At 73.6% G+C, this 21,402-nt stretch carries 18 protein-coding genes and 1 tRNA gene; 9 read left to right on the top strand and 10 right to left on the bottom strand.

Features of this window, described 5'->3' with window-relative positions; genetic code table 11:
• Nucleotides 1-16: 16 nt before the first annotated feature.
• Together ADK65_RS19435 and ADK65_RS19430 are read right to left on the bottom strand one after the other, a co-directional pair.
• Entirely contained in the window at nucleotides 17-793 is a 777-nt protein-coding gene (locus ADK65_RS19435) for an SDR family oxidoreductase (RefSeq protein ID WP_053671572.1), read from the bottom strand.
• Between the two features lie 8 nt (nucleotides 794-801).
• Nucleotides 802-1,959: a phytanoyl-CoA dioxygenase family protein gene (locus ADK65_RS19430; protein ID WP_053671571.1), complete on the bottom strand. Its 1,158-nt coding sequence runs from the start codon at nucleotides 1,957-1,959 to the stop codon at nucleotides 802-804.
• A 108-nt stretch (nucleotides 1,960-2,067) separates the two neighbouring features.
• On the opposite strand from ADK65_RS19430, the gene ADK65_RS19425 reads away from it, so the two are divergent.
• Both ADK65_RS19425 and ADK65_RS19420 read left to right on the top strand, forming a co-directional pair.
• A complete protein-coding gene (locus ADK65_RS19425) occupies nucleotides 2,068-3,099 on the top strand; it encodes a LacI family DNA-binding transcriptional regulator (protein ID WP_053671570.1) in 1,032 nt (343 codons plus the stop codon).
• 63 nt (nucleotides 3,100-3,162) lie between these two features.
• Nucleotides 3,163-3,789 carry a TMEM175 family protein gene (locus ADK65_RS19420; RefSeq protein ID WP_078956054.1) on the top strand — a complete coding sequence of 209 codons (627 nt, stop codon included), beginning with the start codon at nucleotides 3,163-3,165 and terminating at the stop codon, nucleotides 3,787-3,789.
• On the opposite strand, the gene ADK65_RS19415 is transcribed toward ADK65_RS19420, so the two are convergent.
• A complete protein-coding gene (locus ADK65_RS19415; RefSeq protein WP_053671569.1) occupies nucleotides 3,773-4,936 on the bottom strand; it encodes a Gfo/Idh/MocA family protein in 1,164 nt (387 codons plus the stop codon). The two genes, ADK65_RS19420 and ADK65_RS19415, sit on opposite strands and share 17 nt — an antisense overlap.
• 111 nt (nucleotides 4,937-5,047) lie before the next feature.
• Here ADK65_RS19415 and ADK65_RS19410 point away from each other — a divergent pair, with 111 nt between their 5' ends.
• Nucleotides 5,048-6,046: a LacI family DNA-binding transcriptional regulator gene (locus ADK65_RS19410; protein WP_053671568.1), complete on the top strand. Its 999-nt coding sequence runs from the start codon at nucleotides 5,048-5,050 to the stop codon at nucleotides 6,044-6,046.
• A gap of 13 nt (nucleotides 6,047-6,059) precedes the next feature.
• On the opposite strand, the gene ADK65_RS19405 is transcribed toward ADK65_RS19410, so the two are convergent.
• On the bottom strand, nucleotides 6,060-6,404 hold the full coding sequence (locus ADK65_RS19405) for a cupin domain-containing protein (protein WP_053671567.1): 345 nt from the start codon (nucleotides 6,402-6,404) through the stop codon (nucleotides 6,060-6,062).
• 266 nt (nucleotides 6,405-6,670) lie between these two features.
• Here ADK65_RS19405 and ADK65_RS19400 point away from each other — a divergent pair, with 266 nt between their 5' ends.
• The 3 genes from ADK65_RS19400 to ADK65_RS39945 all read left to right on the top strand — a co-directional run bounded on the left by ADK65_RS19400 (nucleotide 6,671) and on the right by ADK65_RS39945 (nucleotide 7,377).
• Nucleotides 6,671-6,922, top strand: a complete 252-nt coding sequence (locus tag ADK65_RS19400; protein WP_159038804.1) for a hypothetical protein — start codon at nucleotides 6,671-6,673, stop codon at nucleotides 6,920-6,922.
• 73 nt (nucleotides 6,923-6,995) lie between these two features.
• Nucleotides 6,996-7,069 (top strand) — tRNA-Pro (locus tag ADK65_RS19395).
• Nucleotides 7,070-7,299: 230 nt separating this feature from the next.
• Entirely contained in the window at nucleotides 7,300-7,377 is a 78-nt protein-coding gene (locus ADK65_RS39945) for a 50S ribosomal protein bL37 (protein ID WP_370443954.1), read from the top strand.
• A gap of 103 nt (nucleotides 7,378-7,480) precedes the next feature.
• Here the strand turns inward: ADK65_RS39945 and ADK65_RS19390 are convergent, their stop codons facing one another.
• The gene (locus ADK65_RS19390) at nucleotides 7,481-8,848 is read right to left on the bottom strand and encodes an aKG-HExxH-type peptide beta-hydroxylase (RefSeq protein WP_053671565.1); all 1,368 of its coding nucleotides are present in this window, start codon (nucleotides 8,846-8,848) and stop codon (nucleotides 7,481-7,483) included.
• A complete protein-coding gene (locus ADK65_RS19385) occupies nucleotides 8,845-10,068 on the bottom strand; it encodes an FxsB family cyclophane-forming radical SAM/SPASM peptide maturase (protein WP_053671564.1) in 1,224 nt (407 codons plus the stop codon). Before ADK65_RS19385 ends, ADK65_RS19390 begins: the two co-directional genes overlap by 4 nt.
• Nucleotides 10,069-10,325: 257 nt before the next feature.
• Here ADK65_RS19385 and fxsA point away from each other — a divergent pair, with 257 nt between their 5' ends.
• The 3 genes from fxsA (at nucleotide 10,326) to ADK65_RS19370 (ending at nucleotide 15,315) form a co-directional block, all read left to right on the top strand.
• The gene (gene fxsA / locus ADK65_RS19380; protein ID WP_053671563.1) at nucleotides 10,326-10,520 is read left to right on the top strand and encodes an FxSxx-COOH cyclophane-containing RiPP peptide; all 195 of its coding nucleotides are present in this window, start codon (nucleotides 10,326-10,328) and stop codon (nucleotides 10,518-10,520) included.
• Between the two features lie 125 nt (nucleotides 10,521-10,645).
• Nucleotides 10,646-14,272 carry an FxSxx-COOH system tetratricopeptide repeat protein gene (gene fxsT, locus ADK65_RS19375; protein ID WP_053671562.1) on the top strand — a complete coding sequence of 1,209 codons (3,627 nt, stop codon included), beginning with the start codon at nucleotides 10,646-10,648 and terminating at the stop codon, nucleotides 14,270-14,272.
• Nucleotides 14,273-14,313: 41 nt separating this feature from the next.
• Nucleotides 14,314-15,315 (top strand): hypothetical protein, encoded by a 1,002-nt coding sequence (locus tag ADK65_RS19370; protein WP_053671561.1) that lies wholly within the window; start codon nucleotides 14,314-14,316, stop codon nucleotides 15,313-15,315.
• On the opposite strand, the gene ADK65_RS19365 is transcribed toward ADK65_RS19370, so the two are convergent.
• The 4 genes from ADK65_RS19365 to ADK65_RS19350 are packed head-to-tail and all read right to left on the bottom strand — an operon-like array spanning nucleotide 15,293 to nucleotide 21,003.
• On the bottom strand, nucleotides 15,293-17,569 hold the full coding sequence (locus ADK65_RS19365; protein ID WP_053671560.1) for a hypothetical protein: 2,277 nt from the start codon (nucleotides 17,567-17,569) through the stop codon (nucleotides 15,293-15,295). The genes ADK65_RS19370 and ADK65_RS19365 overlap by 23 nt on opposite strands.
• 47 nt (nucleotides 17,570-17,616) lie before the next feature.
• Complete coding sequence (locus ADK65_RS19360; RefSeq protein WP_053671559.1) at nucleotides 17,617-18,702, bottom strand: ATP-binding protein; 1,086 nt, start codon at nucleotides 18,700-18,702, stop codon at nucleotides 17,617-17,619.
• On the bottom strand, nucleotides 18,699-19,697 hold the full coding sequence (locus tag ADK65_RS19355; protein WP_053671558.1) for a hypothetical protein: 999 nt from the start codon (nucleotides 19,695-19,697) through the stop codon (nucleotides 18,699-18,701). Before ADK65_RS19355 ends, ADK65_RS19360 begins: the two co-directional genes overlap by 4 nt.
• A gap of 55 nt (nucleotides 19,698-19,752) precedes the next feature.
• Complete coding sequence (locus ADK65_RS19350) at nucleotides 19,753-21,003, bottom strand: cation:proton antiporter (protein ID WP_053671557.1); 1,251 nt, start codon at nucleotides 21,001-21,003, stop codon at nucleotides 19,753-19,755.
• Nucleotides 21,004-21,402 lie beyond the last annotated feature (399 nt).

Raw genomic sequence — 21,402 nt, 5'->3', positions numbered from 1 at the left:
AAAGCGCGGCGGATTTCTAGTCGAGTCCGCCCAGGACGTTCTGATCCCAGTCGATGACCGACCCGGTGACCACCCCGGACCGGTCCGACAGCAGGAAGACCACGAAGTCGGCGATCTCGTCGGGCTGGCCGAGCTTTCCCATGGGCAGCTTCGCGGCAGCCTCGTCGCGCCAGTCGTCCCCGGCCCCGTGGAAGGTCTTCTGCGTGGCGTCCTCGCCTTCGGTCGCCGTCCAGCCGATGTTGAGGCCGTTGATCCGCACCCGGTCCCACCGGTGTGCGTGCGCGGCGTTGCGGGTCAGGCCGATCAGCCCCGCCTTGGCGGCGACATAGGGCGCGAGGAACGGCTGCCCGCCGTGCGCCGACGACGTGATGATGTTGACGATCGTGCCGGGTGTCTCACGCCCCACCATGTCCGCCACCGCCGCCTGCATCGCGAAGAACGGGCCCTTGAGGTTGACCCCGATGTGCTGGTCGAACAGCTCGGGCGTGGTGTCCAGCAGCGTCCCCCGGGACGTCAGGCCGGCGGAGTTCACGAGGCAGTCCACCCGGCCGTACGTCTGGACGACCCGGGCCACGGCGTCCTTTGCCTGCGCGGCGTCCGACAGGTCGGCCCGGACGTACAGGGCCTTGCCGCCCGCGGCGGTCAGCTCCTCCACCAGCGCCTCGCCGGGCTCAGGGCGCCGCCCGGTGACGGCCACGACCGCCCCCTCGCGGACCGCGGCCCGGGCGATGGCCGCGCCGACCCCCTGGCTGCCCCCGTTGACCAGGACGACCTTGTCGTCGAGAAGTCCCATCGAGTTCCTCAGCTCTCTCGCCGTTCGGCACCGGCCCGCAGCTCCGCCCGGAGCGCCTCCGGCGTCCACGCCTCGCGCAGTGCCCGCCGTACCAGGTCCGCCTGCGAGGGCGGGGCCAGGCCGTCGACCGGCGGGTCGCTGTCGAGGTTGGTGGGGAAGGGGTAGCCCTCGGCGCTCGCCGCGATCACCTGCTCCAGCCACGCAGGGTCGGCGCCCGCGGCCTTGCGCGCGAGGAGCACCGGGTACACGGCGCCCGCCACCGCCTCCCGGTCCACCGTCTCCATCGCCCGGCCGAACGCGGACGACACCTGCAGCAGGTTGGCCATGCGCCGGATGCCGGCCGAACGGTTGGTGCCGGCCGCGTGGAAGAGGGCCGGGTTGAAGAACACGGCGTCGCCCTTGGCGAGCGGCAGCTGCACCCGGTGCGCGTCGAAGTACGCCCGGAAGTCCGGGAGCCGCCACGCGAGATAGCCCGGCTCGTACTTCTGCGAATGCGGCAGATACATCGTCGGCCCCGACTCCACCGGCATGTCGCAGTGCGCCACCGCGCCCTGCAGCGTCAGCACGGGGGAGAGGCGGTGCACGTGCGCCGGATAGGCGGCGGCGGCCTCGTTCGACAGGAAGCCCAGGTGGTAGTCGCGGTGCGCCATCTGCGCGGCACCGCCCGGGTTGACCACGTTGAGCTGGGAGGTGACCTGGTAGCCGGGGCCCAGCCAGGCGATGGCGATCAGGGCCAGGATGTCGTTCGCGTAGTAGTCGGCGAACGCCTCCGGGTCGTAGAGGGCCGTCTTCTCCAGCGCGTTCCACACCCGGTCGTTGGCCCCCGGCGCGGCGAAGTGGTCACCGGCAGCCGAGCCCGAGGCGCGCTGCTCGGCGACCAGCGCCTCGAAGACGCCGGTGACCCGGTCCACGATCCCGGGGTCGGGAAAGGCGCCGCGGAAGACCACGATGCCGGGTCCTTCGGCGAGCGCCCGAACCAGTTCGGCCTGGACCACCCGGTCGCCTTCCAGCAGTCCGCAGTCGTAGACGGGCACGTTGTGCTCGACCGCGGAGGCGTGCGGATAGTCGGCGGGATCGGTGGTCTGCTCGACCAGCGCGCGGAACGTGTCGAGATCGCACTCCTGCTCGGACAGCCAGGCGCGGTGGTGGACGGAAGTGAAGGACATCGTCGTCCCTTCGGGGTCACGGAGCGACGCAGCCCTGTCATTCTTGTCAGTACAAACCCCTCGAACAACCAGCAGTGAGCCATCAAAAACCCCTCAAGGAGTCGGCGCATGGGACATCCGTTCCCGATCCGGGAGATCGCCCGTCAGGCGGGCCTGAGCGAGGCGACCGTCGACCGGGTGCTGAACGCCAGGGGCGGGGTGCGGGAGAGCACCGCGCGGGAGGTCCGCCAGGCCATCGCCGATCTCGACCGGCAGCGCACCCAGGTGCGGCTCGTCGGCCGGACGTTCATGGTCGACCTCGTGATGCAGGCGCCCGAGCGGTTCACCACCGCCATCCGCGCGGCCCTGGAGGCCGAGCTGCCGTCCCTGCGTCCGGCGGTGCTGCGCTCCCGCTTCCACTTCCGCGAGACCGGCCCGGCGGCGGAGCTGGTGCGGACCCTCGACCGGATCGCCCGGCGTGGCTCGCAGGGCGTGATCCTCAAGGCCCCGGACGTCCCCGAGGTCACCGCCGCGGTCGGCCGGCTCGAAGCCGCCGGCGTCCCGGTCGTGACGCTGGTGACCGACCTGCCCGCCAGTGCCCGCCTCGCCTACGTCGGCATAGACGACAGGGCGGCCGGCGCGACGGCCGCGTACCTGATGGGCCAGTGGCTGGGGGAGCGCCCGGGCAACATCCTCACCAGCCTCAGCAGCGGGTTCTTCCGCAACGAGGAGGAACGCGAGATGGGCTTCCGCAGCGCCATGCGGGCCCGCCACCCGCAGCGCACCCTGGTCGAGATCGCCGAGGGGCAGGGTCTGGACACCACCCAGTACGACCTCGTCCGCGCCGCGCTGGAACGCGACCCGGACATCCGCGCGGTGTACTCGATCGGCGGCGGCAACATCGCCACGCTGCGGGCCTTCGACGACCTCGGCCGCGACTGCGCGGTGTTCGTCGCCCACGACCTCGACCACGACAACACGCGCCTGCTGCGCGAGCACCGCCTGTCCGCCGTGCTCCACCACGACCTCCGCCAGGACGTCCGCGAGGCCTGCCACACCGTCATGCGGGCCCATGACGCGCTGCCCCCGGCGGGAGTGACCCTGCCCTCGGCGATCCAGGTGGTGACGCCGTACAACATGCCACCGCAGGCGGCCGTGTGATCCGTGGGCGGCGCCGGGCGTGGGTGCGGGGGGACGCCCTGCCCCGCCTCTACCGTCGGGCCCATGTGGACCTCACGCCCGGACGGCGGCCCCGAGCGGTTGGTGACCCTGGTCGACGGCGTGTTCGCCATCGCCGTCACCCTGCTCGTCCTGGACCTCTCCGTGCCCCGGGAGCTCGACCCCGCCGCATACCGCAGGGCCTTGCGCGACCTGCTCCCGGACATCGGGGCGTACGCGCTGAGCGTCGCGGTGCTGGGGACCTTCTGGCGGGACCACCGGCGGATCTTCCAGGACGTCCGGGAGATCGACGGCCAGGTGATCGGCATCTCGATGGCCGGCCTCGGCGTCACGGCCCTCGTGCCCTTCCCGACCCGGCTGCTCGCCGAGTACGGGACGCAGCCGGTGTCGGTGGCGGTGTACTCGGGCGCCGTCGCCGCGCTGGGCGCCTGCCATCTGGGGGTGGCCGCCGTCCTCGCGAAGCGTCCCTGGCTGCGTCACGACACGCCGTCCGAGGCGGCGACGAGGCTCTACCTCCTGGACAGTGCCACGTCGGTGGTGGTCTTCCTCGCCAGCGTCCCCCTGGCCCTGGTGGCGGGCCCGAGGGTCATGTGGCTGTGGCTCGTCCTCGTCCCGGTGAAGGTCGCCCTGGGCCGACGGCTGCAGAGGCCGGGCGTCAGTCCCGCCCCGTGACCTCCGCCCAGCTCCCGCTCTGCGCCGAGCGCGCCATGGCGTCCAGGGCTCTCGCACTGTGCACGGCATCCGTGAGCGTCGCCCCGTACGGGGTGCCCTCGGCGACCGACCGCAGGAAGCGGTACGCCTCGACGACCTTCAGGTCGTCGTACCCCATGGCGTTCGCCGCCCCCGGCTGGAACGCGGCGAACTCCCCGTCACCCGGGCCGGCGTAGACCGTCGTGACGGACTGGTCCTGGTACGTCGTACCGCGGCTGACCCCCAGCTCGTTCATGCGCCGGAAGTCCCAGAACACCGCGCCCTTCGTGCCGTGCACCTCGAAGCCGTAGTTGTTCTGCTCGCCGACCGAGACCCGGCAGGCCTCCAGGACACCGCGCGCCCCGGAGGCGAAGCGCAGCAGGCAGCCGACGTAGTCCTCGTTCTCCACCGGGCCGACCTCACCGCCGACGGCGCGGCTGTGGCCGGCCGTGGCGCCGGACGGGCGGGCCCGCTCCGGGAGGAAGATCGCCGTGTCGGCCGTCAGGGAGGTGATGTCGCCGAGCAGATGCCGGGCCAGGTCCACGCCGTGCGAGGCCAGGTCGCCCAGCACCCCGCTGCCGCCCCGCTCCCGCTCGTAGCGCCACGTCAGTGCGCCTTCGGGGTGCGCCGCGTAGTCGCTGAACAGCCGGATGCGCACATGCGTGACGGCGCCGATCTCCCCGTTCGCGATCAGCTCGCGGGCCGTTTCGACAGCGGGCGCGTTGCGGTAGTTGAAGCCCACCGTGCCCTGCACGCCGGCCTTCGCCACCGCGTCCGCGACCGCGCCGGCGTCCTCGGCGGTCAGACCCACCGGTTTCTCGATCCAGATGTGTTTGCCCGCCTCGGCCATGGCGACGCCGATCTCGCGGTGCAGGAAGTTCGGCGCGGTGATGCTGACCGCCCGCACCCGGGGGTCGGCGGCCACCTCGCGCCAGTCCCGGGTCGTCGAGGCGAATCCGAACTGCGCGGCGGCCTCCTCGGCCCGCCCCGGCACCTCCTCCGCGACCGTGACCAGCTCCGGGACGAGGGGCAGCCGCGGATAGTGGTGCCGCACACGCGCGTACGCCTGGGTGTGAACCCGCCCCATCCAGCCGAATCCGATGACGGCGACGCCGAGCGTGTCCACCATGAGAGCCCCTCTTTGGACCGTTCCAGAACCTGTCCAGGCCACCCTGAGCGGGGTTCACCGACGCTGTCAACCCTTTGACAAGCCGCGCCGCCTCATGGAACGGTCCATCCCATGAGACCGCCGACGATCCGGGACGTGGCCGAGCGGGCCGGTGTCTCCAAGTCGCTGGTCTCCCTCGCGCTGCGCGGCTCGGACCAGGTCCGCCCCGAGAAGCGGGACGCCGTGCTCCGGGCCGCCCGGGAGCTCGGCTACCGGCCCAACGCCGCCGCCCGCAGCCTCAGTGAACAGCGCACCCGCACCATCGGTGTCCTCCTCAACGACCTGCGCAACCCCTGGTTCGTCGACCTCCTCGACGGCCTCAACTCCCTGCTGCACGCCAACGGCCTGCGCATGCTGCTGGCCGACGCCCGTCTCAACCGCCGCTCCGGCCAGGACCCGGCCGACCCGCTGCTGGACCTGCGCGTCGACGGCCTGGTCGTGGTCGGCACACTGCCCGACCCGGCGGCCCTCGGCGACGTGGCCGCGCGGATCCCGGTCGTCCTGGCCGGCTCCCGCGAACCGGCGCCGCCGGGTGTCGACATCGTGGCGGGCGACGACGAACGGGGCGCCCGGCTGGCCGCTGAGCACCTGATCGGCCTCGGGCACCGCCGCATCGCGCACATCGCGGGATACGGCGCGGTCGGCGACTTGCGGCGCCGGAGCTTCGAGGCGACGATGCGCCGGCACGGCCTCGCGGACCAGGCGGTGGTCGAGCCGAGCGACATGACCGAGGAGGGCGGCTACCGCACGACCGTCCGGCTTCTCGGCCGCCCCGACCGGCCCACTGCCGTCTTCGCCGTCAACGACATCGCCGCGATCGGCGCGCTCTCGGCGGCCGGGGAACTGGGTCTGCGCGTCCCGCACGACCTGTCCGTCGTGGGCTACGACAACACGAGCATCGCCCGCCTGCGGCACGTGTGGCTCACGACGGTCGACAACACGAGCCACGACATCGGCCGCCGCGCGGCCCGCTGCCTCCTGGAGCGCTTCGAGGACGCGGGCGGCGCGGGCCGGGTCCAACTCGCCACGCCCACGCTGGAGATCCGGGGCACCACGGCGCCGGCGTCCTGATGACGCATCCGGCTCAGAGGTTGATCGCGTACGCCTTGCGCAGGGTCTCGTGCACCGTCCACGTCGTGCGGTCGCCCTCGCGCAGCACGGCCATGTCGCCCGGCCCGACCGTGAGCGTCGGCCCGCCCTCGACCTCGATCGTCGCCGACCCGCTGATCACGACGAACAGTTCGTCGGCCTCGGTGTCGGTGACCACGCCCGGCGTGATCTGCCAGATGCCCCGCACCTGACGGCCGTCCTCCGACTCCCAGACCACCTTCCCGGTCACCTCGGGCGTCCCGGAGACGATCTGCTCGGGCGCGAGGGGCTCGGATTCGAGCTCTGCGTCGGGGATGTGGAGTACGAAGCTGTGCGTCATGCGGCGAACCTAGCCCTGGCCGACGGGGGAACGGTCTGGACAGAGTGTGGGGTGCCGGCGGAGTCGGGCGGACACTTCGTCGATCCGGCTCGCGCCGGGGGCCGGCCCCGACGCCGGCCGGCATCGCACCGGCCCCGCCCCCGTTGTCCGTCTCAACCCCTATGCCCTGGTCGGGAGTTCCCGCGGACTCGCGTATTGTTTGCGGCATATGCCCTGCGGTGCGGATGGCCGGGGCGTGCCGGCGTGTGGGCGAAGGGGAGCAGGACGTGGACCAGACGCGAGAGCGATCCGCCCGGCGAGCCGAACTGACCGGAGGTGTCGTCACGGCCCTCCTGGCGGTGGCGGCCTTCGCGGGCTTGGCCACCACGGCAGGACTCCCCTGGTGGGCCGTTCTCGCCGTGGCCGTCTCGACGGTGGGTCTCTCGGGGTGGACCCGGCGCCCGGACCGGCCGGCGGCGCGGGCCGGGGAACCAATCGGTGGGCGCGACGGGGAACGAGTCGTGGAGCGGGTCGGGTAGCGGGTCGGTAGCGGGTCCCCATGCGGTAGGGTTGACCTGCGTGATCACGCGGTTTCACCCGCGCGAGACGCATCGGGACGTGGCGCAGCTTGGTAGCGCACTTGACTGGGGGTCAAGGGGTCGCAGGTTCAAATCCTGTCGTCCCGACTCGTGTGAGTCGCACGTCAGGGCCGCTTTCGGAGGTATCCGGAAGCGGCCCTGCGGTATGTCCGGGTTCACGCGTGCGGGCGTGCTGCTGCTCCGCGGCCGTGACATAGGCCACCCGTGTGTATCCGCAGCGTGTGTGTTTGCGTTCGCGTCGGCTGGAAAGTGGCTCTGTAGTCACCGGACGCGGCAATCCGGTGGATGGTGACCGAGAGCCGGAAAGAGGAGGTTCGATGTCCTCGAAGCGACGTCGCAAGAAGAAGGCCCGCCGCAAGAACGGCGCCAACCACGGCAGCCGTCCGCAGTCCTGAGAGGTTCTGCGAGCGCGCCGACGCACCCGGGTGAGTGGCATCTGCCACTCACCCGGGTGCGTTCGCAGGCCCATCACGGCCTCTCCCGTCCGGCGCGGTCAGGTCAGATCAGCTGCGCCTGCGGCACCCCGTTCCTGCGGACCCACTGCGCGCGGTGTTCGGCGGCCAGGGCCATGCCGCGGCGGCGGGACTCGGCCGGGACCGGGAGCCGGCACAGGGCGTCGAGCGTGCTCAGCATCGTCTGCGCGAAATGCTGCCCGAGGGCGGTGAGGCGGCCCGACGTCAGCAGGACCTCCGTGGCCTCCCGGGCGCCCGTCCGCCAACGGGCGAACTGAGCCTCCGCCAGGGCCAGTTCCCCGGGGTTCTGCTCCACGTCCCGGCACCGGTTCCAGAACTCCGCCACGCCCAGGTGTGCGTACGCTCCGTGGAAGAGGCCGAGCAGGGGGCGCGGATCGGGGCGCCAGGGAGCGTAGTAGAGCTCCTCGCCGTCCGCCTCGAACAGGTCGAACAGGTGCAGCACCGCCGCGAACTTGCCGTGCTGCATCTCGTGGGCCATGGACAGCGCCAGGCCCCGCGCGGAGCGCGGCCGGGACAACGCCATGGCGCCGAACGCCTCCGCGCTGCTGCCGCTGAAGCTGCCCGGGCGGTCGACCGGGACCAACGTGCGTGGACCGGCGGTGAGTTCGGCGTACGTCCCCGGATGGTGGTCCCGCAGCAGACGGCAGGCTCCCTGTGCCGTGGCCTCCCACCGGTGCAGGTCGCCCGGGGTGAGCCCCAGCGGCCCTTCCGGGACGCCGGGGAAGCGCAGGGGGTCGGCGTCGTCCAGGAACAGCGGCGCGCCGGTGCCGGACACCACGAGCGGGTGGGCCGCCCGCCACCGCCCCGACGGCCCGGAGGGAGCCGGCGGCACCTCGACCGGGCCGGGCGGGGAAGCGCGCCCCGCCACCCCGATCCGGGCCGCGCCCACGGCGTCGACCACCACCTCGGCCAGGTCACCGGGCCCGGCGCCCGGGAAGCGCGCCCCGCCGAGCGAGGGCAGGAACACCTGGTCCGTCGTCATCGGCCACCGCACCCGGCCGGGCACGCCCGCGCGGACCGCGGCGGCCGCGGCCAGGGCGCTGAACCAGTGGATTGGCGGCGCGCACGCCGCGCCGCTCCCGCCCTCGACGGCCCGGTCCAGCCGGGCCAGCAGGGACGTCAGGGCGGTGCCCGCCGAGGGGTGGGACAGGACCGCGCGCACGGCCCCGGGATCGGTCCGATGTGCGGTCGCGAGCAGGTCCCACGCCCGCGCGGCCGCGTCGGCCACGTCCCCGCCGGCCGCACCGGCGGCCCGCCTCACCGCCAGTGCGCAGGCCAGTCGGCGGCTGTGCTCGGCACGGGCCAGCAGGCGCAGGGCGCCGGCCCCGCCGCCGCCCGTCGCGAGCGCGGTGAAGAGCCTGCCGGGCACACGCAGCGGCACGGGCCGCCTCATGCCGCTTCCGCCGCGGCGGTGCGCAGCCGGTCCAGGTCCGCGGCCAGCCGCCCCCGCACCCGCGTGATCAGAGCGGCCAGGTCCGCGCAGTAGACACTGGGGTTCGCGAACCCGGTGGCCGCGCGGTAGCGGTGGGCGTAGTGACCGCCCCCGCACACCAGCCGCAGCCGGCAGTCGCGGCACTGCGCGGACAGGCCGTCGACGCCCCACTGCCGGGCCGCCACACCTGGATGCCGCAGCAGCGCGTCGAAGGAGTCGCGGCGGATGTGCAGTCCCGTCCGGGCGGCGCCGTGATACGCGGTGCGCAGCGTGTCGTCCTGGGCGAGTGAACCGTCCGTCTCGACCACCGCGTACCGCACCGGGGCCACGCCCAGCGCCTCCGTCTCCGGGGAACCGCCGAGCAGCAGCGCCATCATGTCCTCGAGCAGCCGCACCCGGGTCTCCCGCCGCCCGGCCCCGTACCACCGCTCGAACACCCGCCACAGCCAGTCCGCGTACGGGGTGCCCGGGCCGAGCCCGGGCGGGGGAGTGTGCCAATTGCCCTGCGGCAGCAGGAAGTCCACGGCGGGAGGGCGGTAGGTGAGCAGGTGCTCGTAGGCGCGCACCGGGTCGTTGCGCAGGTCGATGGCGCACAACAGGCCCGCGAACAGCTCGCGATGGGGTCCTTCGGCCAGCCGGTGCACGGCGTCGGCGACCCGGGTGTGGCTGCCGCGCCCGTCCGCGCCACGGCGGTGCCGGTCGTGCGCCGCCCGATCCCCGTCCAGGCTGACCGAGACGCGGATGCCGTGCTCGGCGCACAGGTCGAGCCAGCGCTCGGTCAGCCGTACCCCGTTGGTCTGCAGCGTCAGGTGCAGCCGCACGCCGGGACCTGCCGCGGCCCGCAGCACCGAGGCGGCGCGTCCCAGAGCGGCCTCACCCACCAGCAGCGGCTCACCCCCGTGCAGCACCACACCGGCCTCACGCACCCCGTGCGCCGTGAGGTGCTCGGCGATGCGCCCGGCCGTGCGGTCCACCGTCTCCGGCGCCATGGTGCGCGGCTGCTCCCGCCAACTCCGGTCCTGCGCGCGGTACATGTAGCAGTACCGGCAGGCCAGGTCGCACCGGCTGTGCACCTTCAGGACGAAGGAGTGCAGCGGCGCGGGCACCCAGCCGGCCGCCTCCCTGGCCGCGACGTCGGCCGCGACCGGCCACGGCGGCTCCGCATGGCGCAGCCGATTCATACGCACCCCCCGGTTCGCATGCCGCCCGGCCCGTGCCCGTCCGGCCGGTCCACGCCAGTGGGCCCAGTATTCGGGGCCGGTGACAGACCGTCAACATCGAGAATCCGTCGTCCGGGCCGCCACCGCCCGAAAGTCGCCGTTTTCCCGCGGCGGCCCGTGGGGACGTCAACACTGGACACCGAGTCCCGGGACACCCAGGCGCCGGGCGTGGAGAGCCGCCACGACGGCGGTCCGTCGGGCACCGCGGAGGATGGGCCATGGCAGAGCTCGAGGAAGCGGGTGCCGAGCGGGACGAGGCCGCACTGGAGTCCGTCGTGCTGGACCTCACCGGCGTGCCGCTCGACGACCTCGCCGCGCTGCCGCCCTCCGCGCTGGGCGAGACGCTGCGCCGGCTGCGCACCGGCGGGGACCCGGACGAACCCTTCGTCACCGGCCACAACGAGAGCCAATGACCGGCCCACGCGCCGACGCGGCCCTCACGCGAAACCGTCTGATCAGGGGCAACCCGTCCTATACTGACCGTCCCTGACTGTCGTGCCCCCACCGTCCAGCACCTGCCGTCCGAAGCGGAGTGGCCATGCCCGACATCCACGCAGCCGACCGCTCGGGACGGTTCGCCCTCTTCTGCTCCACCGCGGAGAACCTCGGCGTCAGCACGACGGTGCACAACGTCGCGGACCTGCTGGCCGCCGGCAACCGCAGCGTCCTGGTCGTGGACGGCCGGGCGACCGGCACGCCGGGCGGTGCCCCGCTGCCCGAACCCGAACCCGGACGCGTCCACTCCGCCGCCCGCCCGGACGCCGCCTCCCTTCTCGCCCTCACCTCGGACCCCGGGGCCCTCGCCTACGACCACGTCCTCGTCGAAGCCCCGCTGCCCGACGCGATCGGCGCGCAGACCGAGGGCAGACTCGGCGCCCTGGCCGACTCCCTCGTGCTCTGCTTCGCCATGACCGCCTGGTCCATCGACGGCGCAGCCGCCCTGGCCGAGCAGATGAGCGGCGGCCGGTCCGGCCGGCCCGTGCGGCTGCTTGCCCTTGGCCTGAAGAGCAACGTCGAGTCGCACGACCGGCTGCGCGGCGCACGCGAACGGGTGCGCCGCAAGTTCGGTCCCCTGATGCGGGCCTCCCGCACCTCCGAGGTCGCCTTCCTGGAGGTCCCGTACCACCCGCTCTACCTCGACGCCCGGCAACTCGCCGTGGAGAGCGAGCCGGAGGGCTCCGTGACGGGGCTGCGCCCCTACTACGAGCGGCTCGCCGACTGGCTCCGCAACCGGCGTCCGCTGCCGCTGAGCCGGGTCACCCTCGTCCACTCCCAGCGCCACGCGCCCTGGGCGGCCTGGCTGGAGGACCAGTTCCGGCGCGGCGGCATCCGCACCGAACTGCGCCCCCTGGACGCCTACTCCGGTGACCGGCCGGCCCCCGGCACCGCGCTGCTCTTCCTCTCCCCGGCGGACATGGACCACGCCGCCCTCGCCCAGCTCGCCGCCCTGTCCCACCCCGACGTCCGGATCGTCCTGGCCGACGAGCCCTTCCCCGACCCGGGCGCCGCCCACCACGAGCGCATCGACCTGCGCGGCACCGACGAGGACGAGGCCGTACGACGCCTGTACGCCGGGCTCGGCCTCGGCGCACCGCCCCCGACCGACGGCACGCCCGGCGCCCGCTTCCCCCGGCTGCCCGCCGTCACCAACGTGGCCCCCCGCTACAGCGGCTTCGTCGGCCGCGACGACGTCCTCGGCGGTCTCCTCGAAGAACTGCACGCGGCGGGCCGGGACCGCACCCCGCTGGTCGTGCACGCCGCGAGCGGCTGGGGCAAGAGCGAGATCGTCCGGGAACTGTGCCACCGCTTCGGCTCCGCCTACGACGTCGTGTGGTGGGTGCGCTCCTGGGAGATCCCGCGCGCACGCCGCGGCCTGACCCGGCTCGCCGGCCGGCTCGACCTGGTCACCACCGGCGACGGGGCCTCCCCGGCCCTGTTCGAGCACCTCTCCCGCACCGACACACAGAGCTGGCTGCTCGTCTACGACGGGGCCGATTCCCCCGACGGACTGCAGGAGTTGCTGCCCACCCCGCACTCCCGCGGGCACGTACTGATCACCAGCCGCAGCGCCCCGGCGACGCCCGGCATGGCCGCGTTCTCCCTGCCGCCCATGTCACCGGCCGAATGCCGGGCCGTCCTCGGTGAACGGCTCACCGAGATCGACGAGGAGCAGGCCCAGCGGGTCGGCCAGGTCCTGGGCTTCGTCCCGCTCGCCCTGCGCATCGCCGCCCTCTGCCTCACCGAACGCGCCGCGGCCCACCGGCGCGACGACAGCATGGGCGACCAGGCCGCGGCCCGGGCCGCCGTCGCGTACCTCCTCGCCGAGTACCGCACCGCCCAGCAGGCCCTGCTCGAACAGGAGGGCACCGCCCCGCCGGTGCCGGTCATGGTGCGGGTGGCACGGCAGACCGTGCTGCACACCCCGGGCGCCGCCGCCTGGCGCGCCGAGAGCCGTACCAGCGACGCTTTGGGCTGGCTGCTGAACGCCGCCTCCCTGCTCACCGGCCGGGGCATGGGTCTGGAGCTGCTGCGATCGCGGCGCATCCTCTCCGAACTCGCCCGCGACGACAGCGCGGACGGCGCGCCGGTGCGCCGGATTCCGCCCGACACGCGGATGCCCGACGAACACATGGTGAGCGTCGCCCTGTGGGCCCTGTCCCGGGTCGGGCTCCTGGAGGTCGACTTCGACCGGCCCGACCAGCCCCTCGGCCAGCACCACGCCGTACGGGACGCCCTGCGCGCCGGCATGGATCCGGCCGAGCGCACCCACATCGAGCAGGTGCTGCGCGGCACCCTCGCCGAGTACACCCCGGACGAGAACCGCGGCCTGAGCGCCGACTGGGCCCGCGAGGTGTACTCGCTGCGCCTGTGGGAGGACCACCGCCCCCGTGTCCGGCGCTCCCTGCTGCGCCACCTCAACGCCCTCAGCCAGCGCGGCGAGAGTGCCGACCTGGCCCGCCTGCTCGACATCTCCGAGCGCGCACAGGCCTCCTGGGCGCCGGCGGACGGCGACGACCCCTCCCCGGAGTACCTGCGCCTGCTCAACTTCACCGCCCGGGCCCACCGCCTCACCGGCGCCTACGAACCGGCCCGCCGGCTGTCCGAGCAGGCCCTGCGCGGCCACCGCCGGCTGCTCGGCCCCCTGCACCCGCGAACCCTGCTGTCCGCCGACTCCTACGGCGCCAACCTGCGCTCCCTCGGAAGGTTCTCCGACGCGCTGTTCCAGGCCCGGCCGGTCCTGGAGGGCCTGACCCTGCTGCTCGGGCCGCAGCACGCCGCGACCGTGCAGGCCGAGCACAACCTCGCCTTCACGGAGGCCCTGAGCGGACGAGCCCCCGACGCCCTGGCCAGGCTCCTCGCCCGGTTCCGCTACCGCCAAGGAGTCGGCGGCGAGGACGACCCGGCCGTCTGGCGGTCCGCGGACCTGCTCGCCTGGGTGTACCGGACCCTGGGCCGCGACGCGGAGTCCCAGGACCTGCTGCGGCAGTGGCTGCACCGGCACGGCGACGTCGCCACCGGCACGCGGCTGAACATCGAACTCGGCCTGGCCGTCAGCGAACGGCGCATCACCTACAACTCCGCCCGCCCCCACGAGCGGGTCTACGGCTACGAGAAGGCCCTCGAACGGGACCGGCGGGTGCTCGCCGAGTCCACCGGCCGGTTCGGCGCAGGCCATCTGGACACCCTGCGCTGCCGCTTCAGCCTCGCCGCCGACCTGCACGCACTCGGCAAGCACGACGAGGCCGAACACGAGGCCCGCCTGTGCGGCCGGGCCCTGGAGAGCACCCTCGGTGCCTGGCACCCCTACGCCGCCCTGGCCGGGGTCCGGCACGCGGTGTACCTGAGGGCCTCCGGCGCCGTCGAGGACGCGGAGGCCATCGGCCGGGCCGCGCTGAACCTGCTGTCCGACCGGCTCGGCGACAGCCACGCCTGGGTGTCCGCCGCGGAGAACTCCCTCGCGGCCACCCTCGCGGCGGCGGGGCGGCCCGGGGAGGCGACCCGGCTCGTCGAGAGCGCCCTGCGCCGTTTGCGGGACCTGGACATGGGGCATCGCCCCGACGGGCGGCGCGTGGGGGCGCACCACGCCTGGCTCACCTCCCGGGCCACCGGTTCCACCGCGCCCGCCAGGGACTTCGACATCGATCTGGAACTGCCCGGTATCTAGGGCCGGCGCCCGGGTGGTTCCCCGACGGAAGGTGAGCGCAGGTGGCGACAGCCCCGCACGCGGAGACCGATACCGAGCTCTTCACGGAGTCCCACTGGTCCCCGGAGGGCCACGGCCGAATAACAGCGCTGTGCCGAGGGGCCTTCGCGGGTGTCCCCGCCCTCAGGTCGGTGTCGCACTACAGCAACGGGATCATCGACTTCGTGGTCCGCCGGCGCGACTGCCCGCCGCTGAGCAGCATGGTCACCGTGGGCGGCGAGGACATCGCCAACGAGGCGCTGCCCGGCAGCCGGCTGCTGCTGTGCACCCAGGACCTGGGCGCGCTGACGCGGCCGCTGGGCACGGGTGAGCTGATGCGCGTCGTGCTGGCCAACGCGCACGGCGGACTGTGGGGCGGCCGCGTCAAGCCGGGGGAGTACCTGTCCGCGCACACCGACACGCCCGGTGGGACGCCCGCCGTGGACGAGGCCATGAACCGCCTCGTCTCCGCCATCCGCACCCAGGTGCACCACCTGCCCGACGAGCTGCCCGGCGGCCTCACGGACACCCTGGAACCCCTGCCGGAGGACAAGGGAAGGCTGCGGATCGACTTCGGGACGGCGGCGGCCGAGCACGACGGCCCCTCCGAGATGCGGCTGCGGGCCCTGTGGGGCACCCACGTCAACACCCTGGACCTGCAGTACGCCGCCTACTACCGGGACTGGAAGCTCGTCTGCGTGGGCGACGTCTTCGAGAGTCCCGAGCTCGGCCCGCGCTTCCTGGAGACCAGCGTGCGCTCCCGCCGCACCTCCTACCGCGACCTCGCCCGCAGCCTGCGCGGCCATCTCGCCCGGCTGACCGACGCGTTGCGGCTGGTGGTGCCGCCACCCGCCGACCGCCTCGTCCTGGACGTCCAGGAGGGCGCCGTGTACGTGATCTGGCTGTCGCCGCGGGACTATGTCCTCGGGGTGACGCTGGACCAGCGGCAGGTCACCCACGCCGAGAGCCGGCTGCGTCTGCTCGCGGACGCCGTGGGCGGGGTCATGCGGACCGCACGGCACTGACCAGGGCGCCCCACACCTCGTCGGCGAGTGCCTCCACCGCCCGCGCGACGGTCGGCCGGTGCACCGGGCCCGCCCCGCCGAGAGCCTGCACGGGCAGCACCTCCACCGCCGTCTCGTACTCCCGGCACACCCCGCGCAGCCGCGCCCACTGCTCCTCACTCGGCACGTCGGCCGAGACGGCGCGGAACCAGGTGTCGGCTCCGGAACGGAAGGTCTCCGTCAACTGCCGCACCAACGTGGCGCAGCCCAGTGCCGCCAGATCGGACGGCCCCACCCGAAGGGCCGGACCACCGGTCGCGGCACCGCCCGGCGGGCGCCCGGCCAGCCGCTCCACGGATGCGTCCAGCAGCGCGAACACCTCCTCGAACCGCCCCTCGACGGCTTCCGGCAACGCCGAACGCGCCGGCCCGGGCGCGGCCGCGACCAGATCACGTCGGGCCAGATCGTTCACCGTCCGCCGCAGCTGTCCCAGCTGGGAACCGTGCTCACCGAGGGCACTGCGCAACTCGGTGGTCAGTTCCGCGAGATCGGCCTCCCGGCGCAGCTGGGTGAGACGTGCGCGCAGCCGGTCCAGGGCCTGGTTCACGGCCTGTGCGAAGTCTCCGGGGCGGTACACCAGGGGCTGTGAGCCCACTGAGCGCGCCAGCCGGTCCCGCATGGTCCGTGACACATGGCCGTTGACCACGAGCAGCACTTCGGCCTGCGCCGGGTGCAGGGCGCCGCGCAGGGCCCGGACCCGCGCCGTGATGCGTTCCTCGTCGTCGGCGACGAGCACCGACGCGGTGACCACGACCGCGATGTAGGCGTTGGGGACCGGTTCCAGCCAGTACGCCACCGCCAGCGGCCGGTCGGCGTCGGCTCCCCGCGCCGGGACCGGGTCGTGCGACGCGATGCGCCACTGGCCCTCGGCCAGCGCGTCGTGGATCGTGGACACCACCTGGTCCCCGGAGACGTTGTCGTGCAGCTCACGCACCGCCCGCAGCACGGTCGCGGCATTCACCTCCCGGACCGCGCCCCCGCCGTCCTCGCTCAACTGCCAGGCATGATGGCAGGTCTTGAGGATCTCCCGGGGCACCCCGCCGGTGAGTTCCTGGAGGATCCCGACCGACTCGGAGCCGAACGGCGCGGGCCACCGCTCGATCGCCTCCGCCCCTTCGGACGCGTCCGGCCGGGCCCCCGAACCGACGTACTCGGCGACCAGCCGCCCGGTGAGCTCCGCGCCGAACCGCGTCGGCCACAGTTGCACCACCCGCTCGTGCAGGGACGGCCGGAACGCGTTGAGCCCGCGCGGCGAGGTGCAGAACACCAGCAGGCCACCCCGGCTCACATACACGTTGACCAGCCGCTCGAAGGCGTCCACGAACGTGCGCCGGGAATCCTCCGGCCAGTCCAAGACCTTCTCCAGCGAGTCGATCAGCAGCACGTACGGTTTGCCCACCCGGCCGTGCAGGAAGCCCTGGACGGCCAGCGCGTCGAAGACCGGGTCGATGCCGGAGACCGCGTCCTTGATGCCGCGTTCCCGCAACTGCTGCGCGGGCTCGTCGCCGCTGAGCCACGCCCACACCATCGACGTGAACCGGGGGTCCTGGAGCAGGGCGAGCGCGGTGGCGAACCGCCGGTGCTCCGTCACCTCGCCGAGGGTGACGCGCAGATCGGCGTGCATCACCTCGGGGTCGTAGCGCAGGGCGGAGACCACCTTGTCGGGGTCGAGGACGCGGTCGCGCAGTCCGGTGGCGATGTCGTCGAGGGCGATGTCGCCCAGCGGGATGTCGTCCGGCCGGCCCGGGCGCGACTCGGAGCTCTGCTCGCCGACCCGCACCGCCGTCACGTAGGCGTAGTAGTCACGGACGAGTTCCTCGAACGCGGCACGCCCCTCCGGGCTGTCGGCGGGGCCGCGCAGCCGGTCGCGGTACATCCGGCCGAAGTCCTGCGCCGGCTCGTCGACGATCCACAGGGCCGGGCCGTCCGGGCGGGCCAGCGCGTTGCAGACCTCCCGGGCCGCATGGGACTTGCCGAGCCCGAACTCGCCCACCACGGCGATCGCCCGGCCGCGCCGCCCGCCCCGGGGCCGGTCCCGGAGGTAGTCGCGCACCAGGCCCTGGAGTTCCCCGAGGGTCCGGGTCGGGACATGGGCGTTGCCCGAGTCCGCGGCCTCGACCGGGGCGTCGCCGAGGTCCGCCGACGGGCCGAGCCGCACGACCGGCACCAGGGGAAAGGGGTTGCTGTACCAGGTGTCTGCACTGCTTGCGGCCACGATGGCACTCCTTGCGGGTCCTGTGAGGGCGCGGTCGGGGGTGGGCGTCAGCCGCCGGAGCGGGGCGGGACGGGAGCACGGAGCAGGGCGTCGCGGCCGGCTCGCCGCCGCTCCCAGTGGGGTCTGAGCGCGTCGGCGTCGATCGGCCAGGGGTGCGGCGCGCTGCGCAGCGCGTCCGCCGCCGAGTGGAACACGGTCCGCAGTTCGCGCACGTCGGACGGTCGCCACTCGGAGTGTGCCGCCATCAACGAGCTCCTGTCCGGCTCGACCAGGCCCATCGCGCCGTCGTCCGACGCCCGGGCACTGTGGCTGAACCGCCAGATGTCCTCGGAGTTCAGTTCACGCAGCGCGAGGTGGGTGACCGCCGCCGAGTCGCTCAGCGTGGCGGCCACTTCCCTCGCCGTCTCCGCCGCACCGTGGCTCACTTCGACGAACAGTACGATCCGGGTGTGCGCATTGCTCAGGCAGGTGCTCAGGAACCTCGCCCGCAGATCGGCGTCGTTCCACCGTATGTGCGGGATCACCGCCAGGAGCAGTGCGTTGTGCTGCACCAGCAGTTCGCTCATGTCGCTGTAGGCCTGGAACGGATCCTCTTCCGCGACGATCGACTGCACACGGGATTCGGGAAAGTCGTGGAACCGCAGACTCTTCGCGATCTCCCGGCGTATGCGGGCGTTGATCAGACTGGTCGGAGCGAACGCCCCGTCCGGGTCGACGCTGATGCGACGGCCGTCGTTCGCCAGGCCCGCGGTCGGCACGCAGACGGCGAGCGGGTCGCCCGCCCAGGCCGCCGCCGCTGCTACCTGCTGTTTCACCTCGTGGATGCACCGGTGGATGAGACTGGTCTTGCCCATGCCGGGGGGTCCGCTGACGACCACCACGCGGCCGTGCCCCGAGCTCCCGTCGAGGAGTTCACCGAGCGGGGGCCAACCGGTGCTGAAGCGGTCCAGTTCCTCGCGTGAGTGATCCACGTCGACCCACTGGTGCAGGTGGTCCGGCTGCTTCCACGGCACGAGGGGATGGTCGGCGCTGAGCGCCGCTCGGCCCTTGCCGCCGTGGTCACCGTGGTACGCGCCGTTCGTTCCGTACGGTTTGCGCACTCCGTAGGGGTTGGCCCAGTCGGAGCTGATCATGCGTGCGGTCCTCCGGCGCTGGTGGGACGGTCGCTGCCGCGTGCTCCGGGCAGCCACCACAGGGGCGCCGGGCGTCGCAGATCCGCCACCTCGCGGGTCTGCAGGTCCAGGGTCGTGCGCACGGCGTCCGCCTCGCTCTTTCTCTGGCGCGGCAGCAGAGGTTGCCCGTCCCTGCTGCCCGGCAGTCTGTTCGTCAGGGGGAGGGAATCGGCCAGCCGCCGGGCCGCCTCGCGGCGGGGGGCCGGGCCGGGCACCTGGGCGAGGAGACCGGAGAGCGCCTCCCGGGCCCGTAACGCCTCGGCGTGGTCCGTCTCGGGATCCTGTTCGTACGCCGTGAGATACAGCCATGCGATCCTCCGGAATTCCTGCACGGCCGCCGCCAGTTGCCGGTCGCGCGTGCGCCGCTCGGCCGAGATCCGTTCCGTCGTCTGTCCGACCAGCGTCAGGGCCGCGCCGGCCGCCAGCAGGTACACCCCGTCGAGGAAACCACCCAGTCCGCCGGAGCCGCCCTGGTCCGCGGACGCCCCCGGGGGATCCCCCGCCGCGGCCAGAACCGCCTCGCAGACCCGCTCGAAGTCGCCCCGGTGCTTGTCGGCCCAGTCGTCGAGCGACATCACGCCGCCTTCGGGGCCGGGCACCCGGACGGCGTCCACACCGGCGGCCGGTGTCAAGGGGCGCCGCACCACCTCCAGTTGTAGCGCGGCGTCCCGGAGCTCGTCCCGGTGCTCGTCGGCCAGGCAGTACACCAGACGGACATCACTCCTGCCGGTGTCGGCGACGGCCTGAGCGGCGGTGGCGGACAGGAGCAGCAGGGCGCCGAGCAGGACGGACTTCCAGTGCGACGCACGCTTCCGGCCCGGGGCGGGGGGCGGTTGCGAGCCGTCGTGAAGGGTGCGGCCGCGGAGCGGGCGCAGGACGCCGGGGCGGCTCAGAAGGCCGCGGACGCGTCCGCCGCGGCGGGGACACCCCCCGCCGCTCCCTTCCCGCTCACCCATCCGGCCTCCCCGTTCCCCTGGCCGCGACCCGTTCGGGACGCCGCACATCCTTCGGCTATGCGGAGGACCGCAGTCCGTCGGCCGCGGCCGGTGCCCCGCCCGGTGTGCCGTCACCGGGCGCCGGATGCCGGGGGAGACGCTTCTGCCCGGCCGCGGGTTGCCGACGCTTTCCGGCCCGGTGACGCGACCAGCAGCCGAACGCGATCCGCGCCCCGTAGTGCAGCAGATTCACCGTCACCACGGCCGGGGCGACGATGCCGACCGTCTTGGGGAAGTCGCGTTCCAGGGTGAGGGCGAGCAGCACGGCCGTGAGCCCGTTCTGCTGTCCGATTCCCAGCAGGATCCGGTCCCTCCCGGACAGGCCGCGGACGAAGAGCGGCATCAGCAGCATGGCCACCACGGCCTGCGCGAGGAACGCCGAACCTCCCAGCAGCAGCCCCGGCGTGATCGACACCCCTTGGGCGACGAACAGGCCCAGCAGGACCGTGGCGAGCAGGAAGGCACTGGTCACCGCCCGCGTCAGAGGGCGGGCGAACGGCTCCGTCCGCAGGAACAGTCCGGCCACCGCCACGGCCAGCATGAGCATGTTCGCGGCGGCGAGCACCAGCATGACCACGACCAGGAGGGCGGCGAGCACCGTCGCCGGGCGCCGGGGGCGCGCGGGCCGCCCGGCCCGCCGGGCCGGCCACAGCCTGCCGCCCGCCCACCACGCCAGAAGGGCGCCGGCCGTCAACAGCGCGTTCAGCGCCAGCCCGAGGGCGTATCCCCGGGCCCCGCCGCCCACCACCGAGGGCGCGCCCGTGTGCCCGGCGGCCGTGTAGGCGTACCCGGCGACGTACAGGGTCAGCAGCACCGTCATCGGGTCGTCGAACGAGGCCCACGCGGTGAGCAGCGAGCGGGCACGCCGTGACATGTGCCCGTCCTTGCTGAGCGCGGTCACCGACAGCGGGTCGATCTGCGCGACGACGATGCCGAGGACCAGGTACTCCGGCCGGTCGAAGGCCCAGACCATCACGGCCGAGATCATCGCCGCCTTGAGAACGACTCCCAGCGTGACGGCCGCCACCACGCCCCGCAGGTCACGACGCAGATCGGCGAGATCGATGCCGTACGTGCTGCCGTAAAGCCCGACGGCCAGCAGAAGGCCGGTGGCGACCACGTACCCGGTGGTGCCGACGAGACGTGTCGGGTCCGCCGCCAGGCCGATCGACGTCCCCAGAGCCAGTGCGCCCAGCGCTCCGAGCAGAACGGCCGGAACAGCCGGCAGCCTCCGCCGCCGGCCACGGTCGCGTCGGGACCTGTCCACCTGCTCCCCCCATCCCCCGGTGTCACGCCGCGAGCGTAGTCCGGCCGTAGGCACCTCGTGCGCCGATCGATACGGACGTGCAACCGCGAGAGCAATCAAGCGTAGATGTGAACACTCGAACGGCGTAACACCATTTGCGGCCGTTCCTCTGCACGATGCCCGGTGGCGACCGCCGCTGAACGCTCCTCACCCCGGGGATGGATCCACGGCGCCCCGGCCGGTGCGCCCCGCGTCCGCCCCGCGGCCCTCGACGGAGCGCCGGACGGCAGCGCGTCCAGGGAGCGTGCGCCCCCGGCCCCGGCCGGACGTCGGAGTGCACGAGCGGATGGCGGCGCACGCGCTGGTGGGCCGCATCCGGTGCGCACGAGCCGGTGGCCCCCAGCCTCGACGCACCACGCA

Source organism: Streptomyces sp. NRRL B-1140, from assembly GCF_001280065.1.
Classification (GTDB): domain Bacteria; phylum Actinomycetota; class Actinomycetes; order Streptomycetales; family Streptomycetaceae; genus Streptomyces.
This window is presented reverse-complemented; position numbering and strand designations above follow the sequence as displayed.

Excerpts from the sequence above, each read along its gene's own strand:
- ADK65_RS19435 (WP_053671572.1), bottom strand. The coding sequence starts at position 793 with ATGGGACTTCTCGACGACAAGGTCGTCCTGGTCAACGGGGGCAGCCAG.
- ADK65_RS19430 (WP_053671571.1), bottom strand. The coding sequence starts at position 1,959 with ATGTCCTTCACTTCCGTCCACCACCGCGCCTGGCTGTCCGAGCAGGAG.
- ADK65_RS19425 (WP_053671570.1), top strand. The coding sequence starts at position 2,068 with ATGGGACATCCGTTCCCGATCCGGGAGATCGCCCGTCAGGCGGGCCTG.
- ADK65_RS19420 (WP_078956054.1), top strand. The coding sequence starts at position 3,163 with ATGTGGACCTCACGCCCGGACGGCGGCCCCGAGCGGTTGGTGACCCTG.
- ADK65_RS19415 (WP_053671569.1), bottom strand. The coding sequence starts at position 4,936 with ATGGTGGACACGCTCGGCGTCGCCGTCATCGGATTCGGCTGGATGGGG.
- ADK65_RS19410 (WP_053671568.1), top strand. The coding sequence starts at position 5,048 with ATGAGACCGCCGACGATCCGGGACGTGGCCGAGCGGGCCGGTGTCTCC.
- ADK65_RS19405 (WP_053671567.1), bottom strand. The coding sequence starts at position 6,404 with ATGACGCACAGCTTCGTACTCCACATCCCCGACGCAGAGCTCGAATCC.
- ADK65_RS39945 (WP_370443954.1), top strand. The coding sequence starts at position 7,300 with ATGTCCTCGAAGCGACGTCGCAAGAAGAAGGCCCGCCGCAAGAACGGC.
- ADK65_RS19390 (WP_053671565.1), bottom strand. The coding sequence starts at position 8,848 with ATGAGGCGGCCCGTGCCGCTGCGTGTGCCCGGCAGGCTCTTCACCGCG.
- ADK65_RS19385 (WP_053671564.1), bottom strand. The coding sequence starts at position 10,068 with ATGAATCGGCTGCGCCATGCGGAGCCGCCGTGGCCGGTCGCGGCCGAC.
- fxsA (WP_053671563.1), top strand. The coding sequence starts at position 10,326 with ATGGCAGAGCTCGAGGAAGCGGGTGCCGAGCGGGACGAGGCCGCACTG.
- fxsT (WP_053671562.1), top strand. The coding sequence starts at position 10,646 with ATGCCCGACATCCACGCAGCCGACCGCTCGGGACGGTTCGCCCTCTTC.
- ADK65_RS19360 (WP_053671559.1), bottom strand. The coding sequence starts at position 18,702 with ATGATCAGCTCCGACTGGGCCAACCCCTACGGAGTGCGCAAACCGTAC.
- ADK65_RS19355 (WP_053671558.1), bottom strand. The coding sequence starts at position 19,697 with ATGGGTGAGCGGGAAGGGAGCGGCGGGGGGTGTCCCCGCCGCGGCGGA.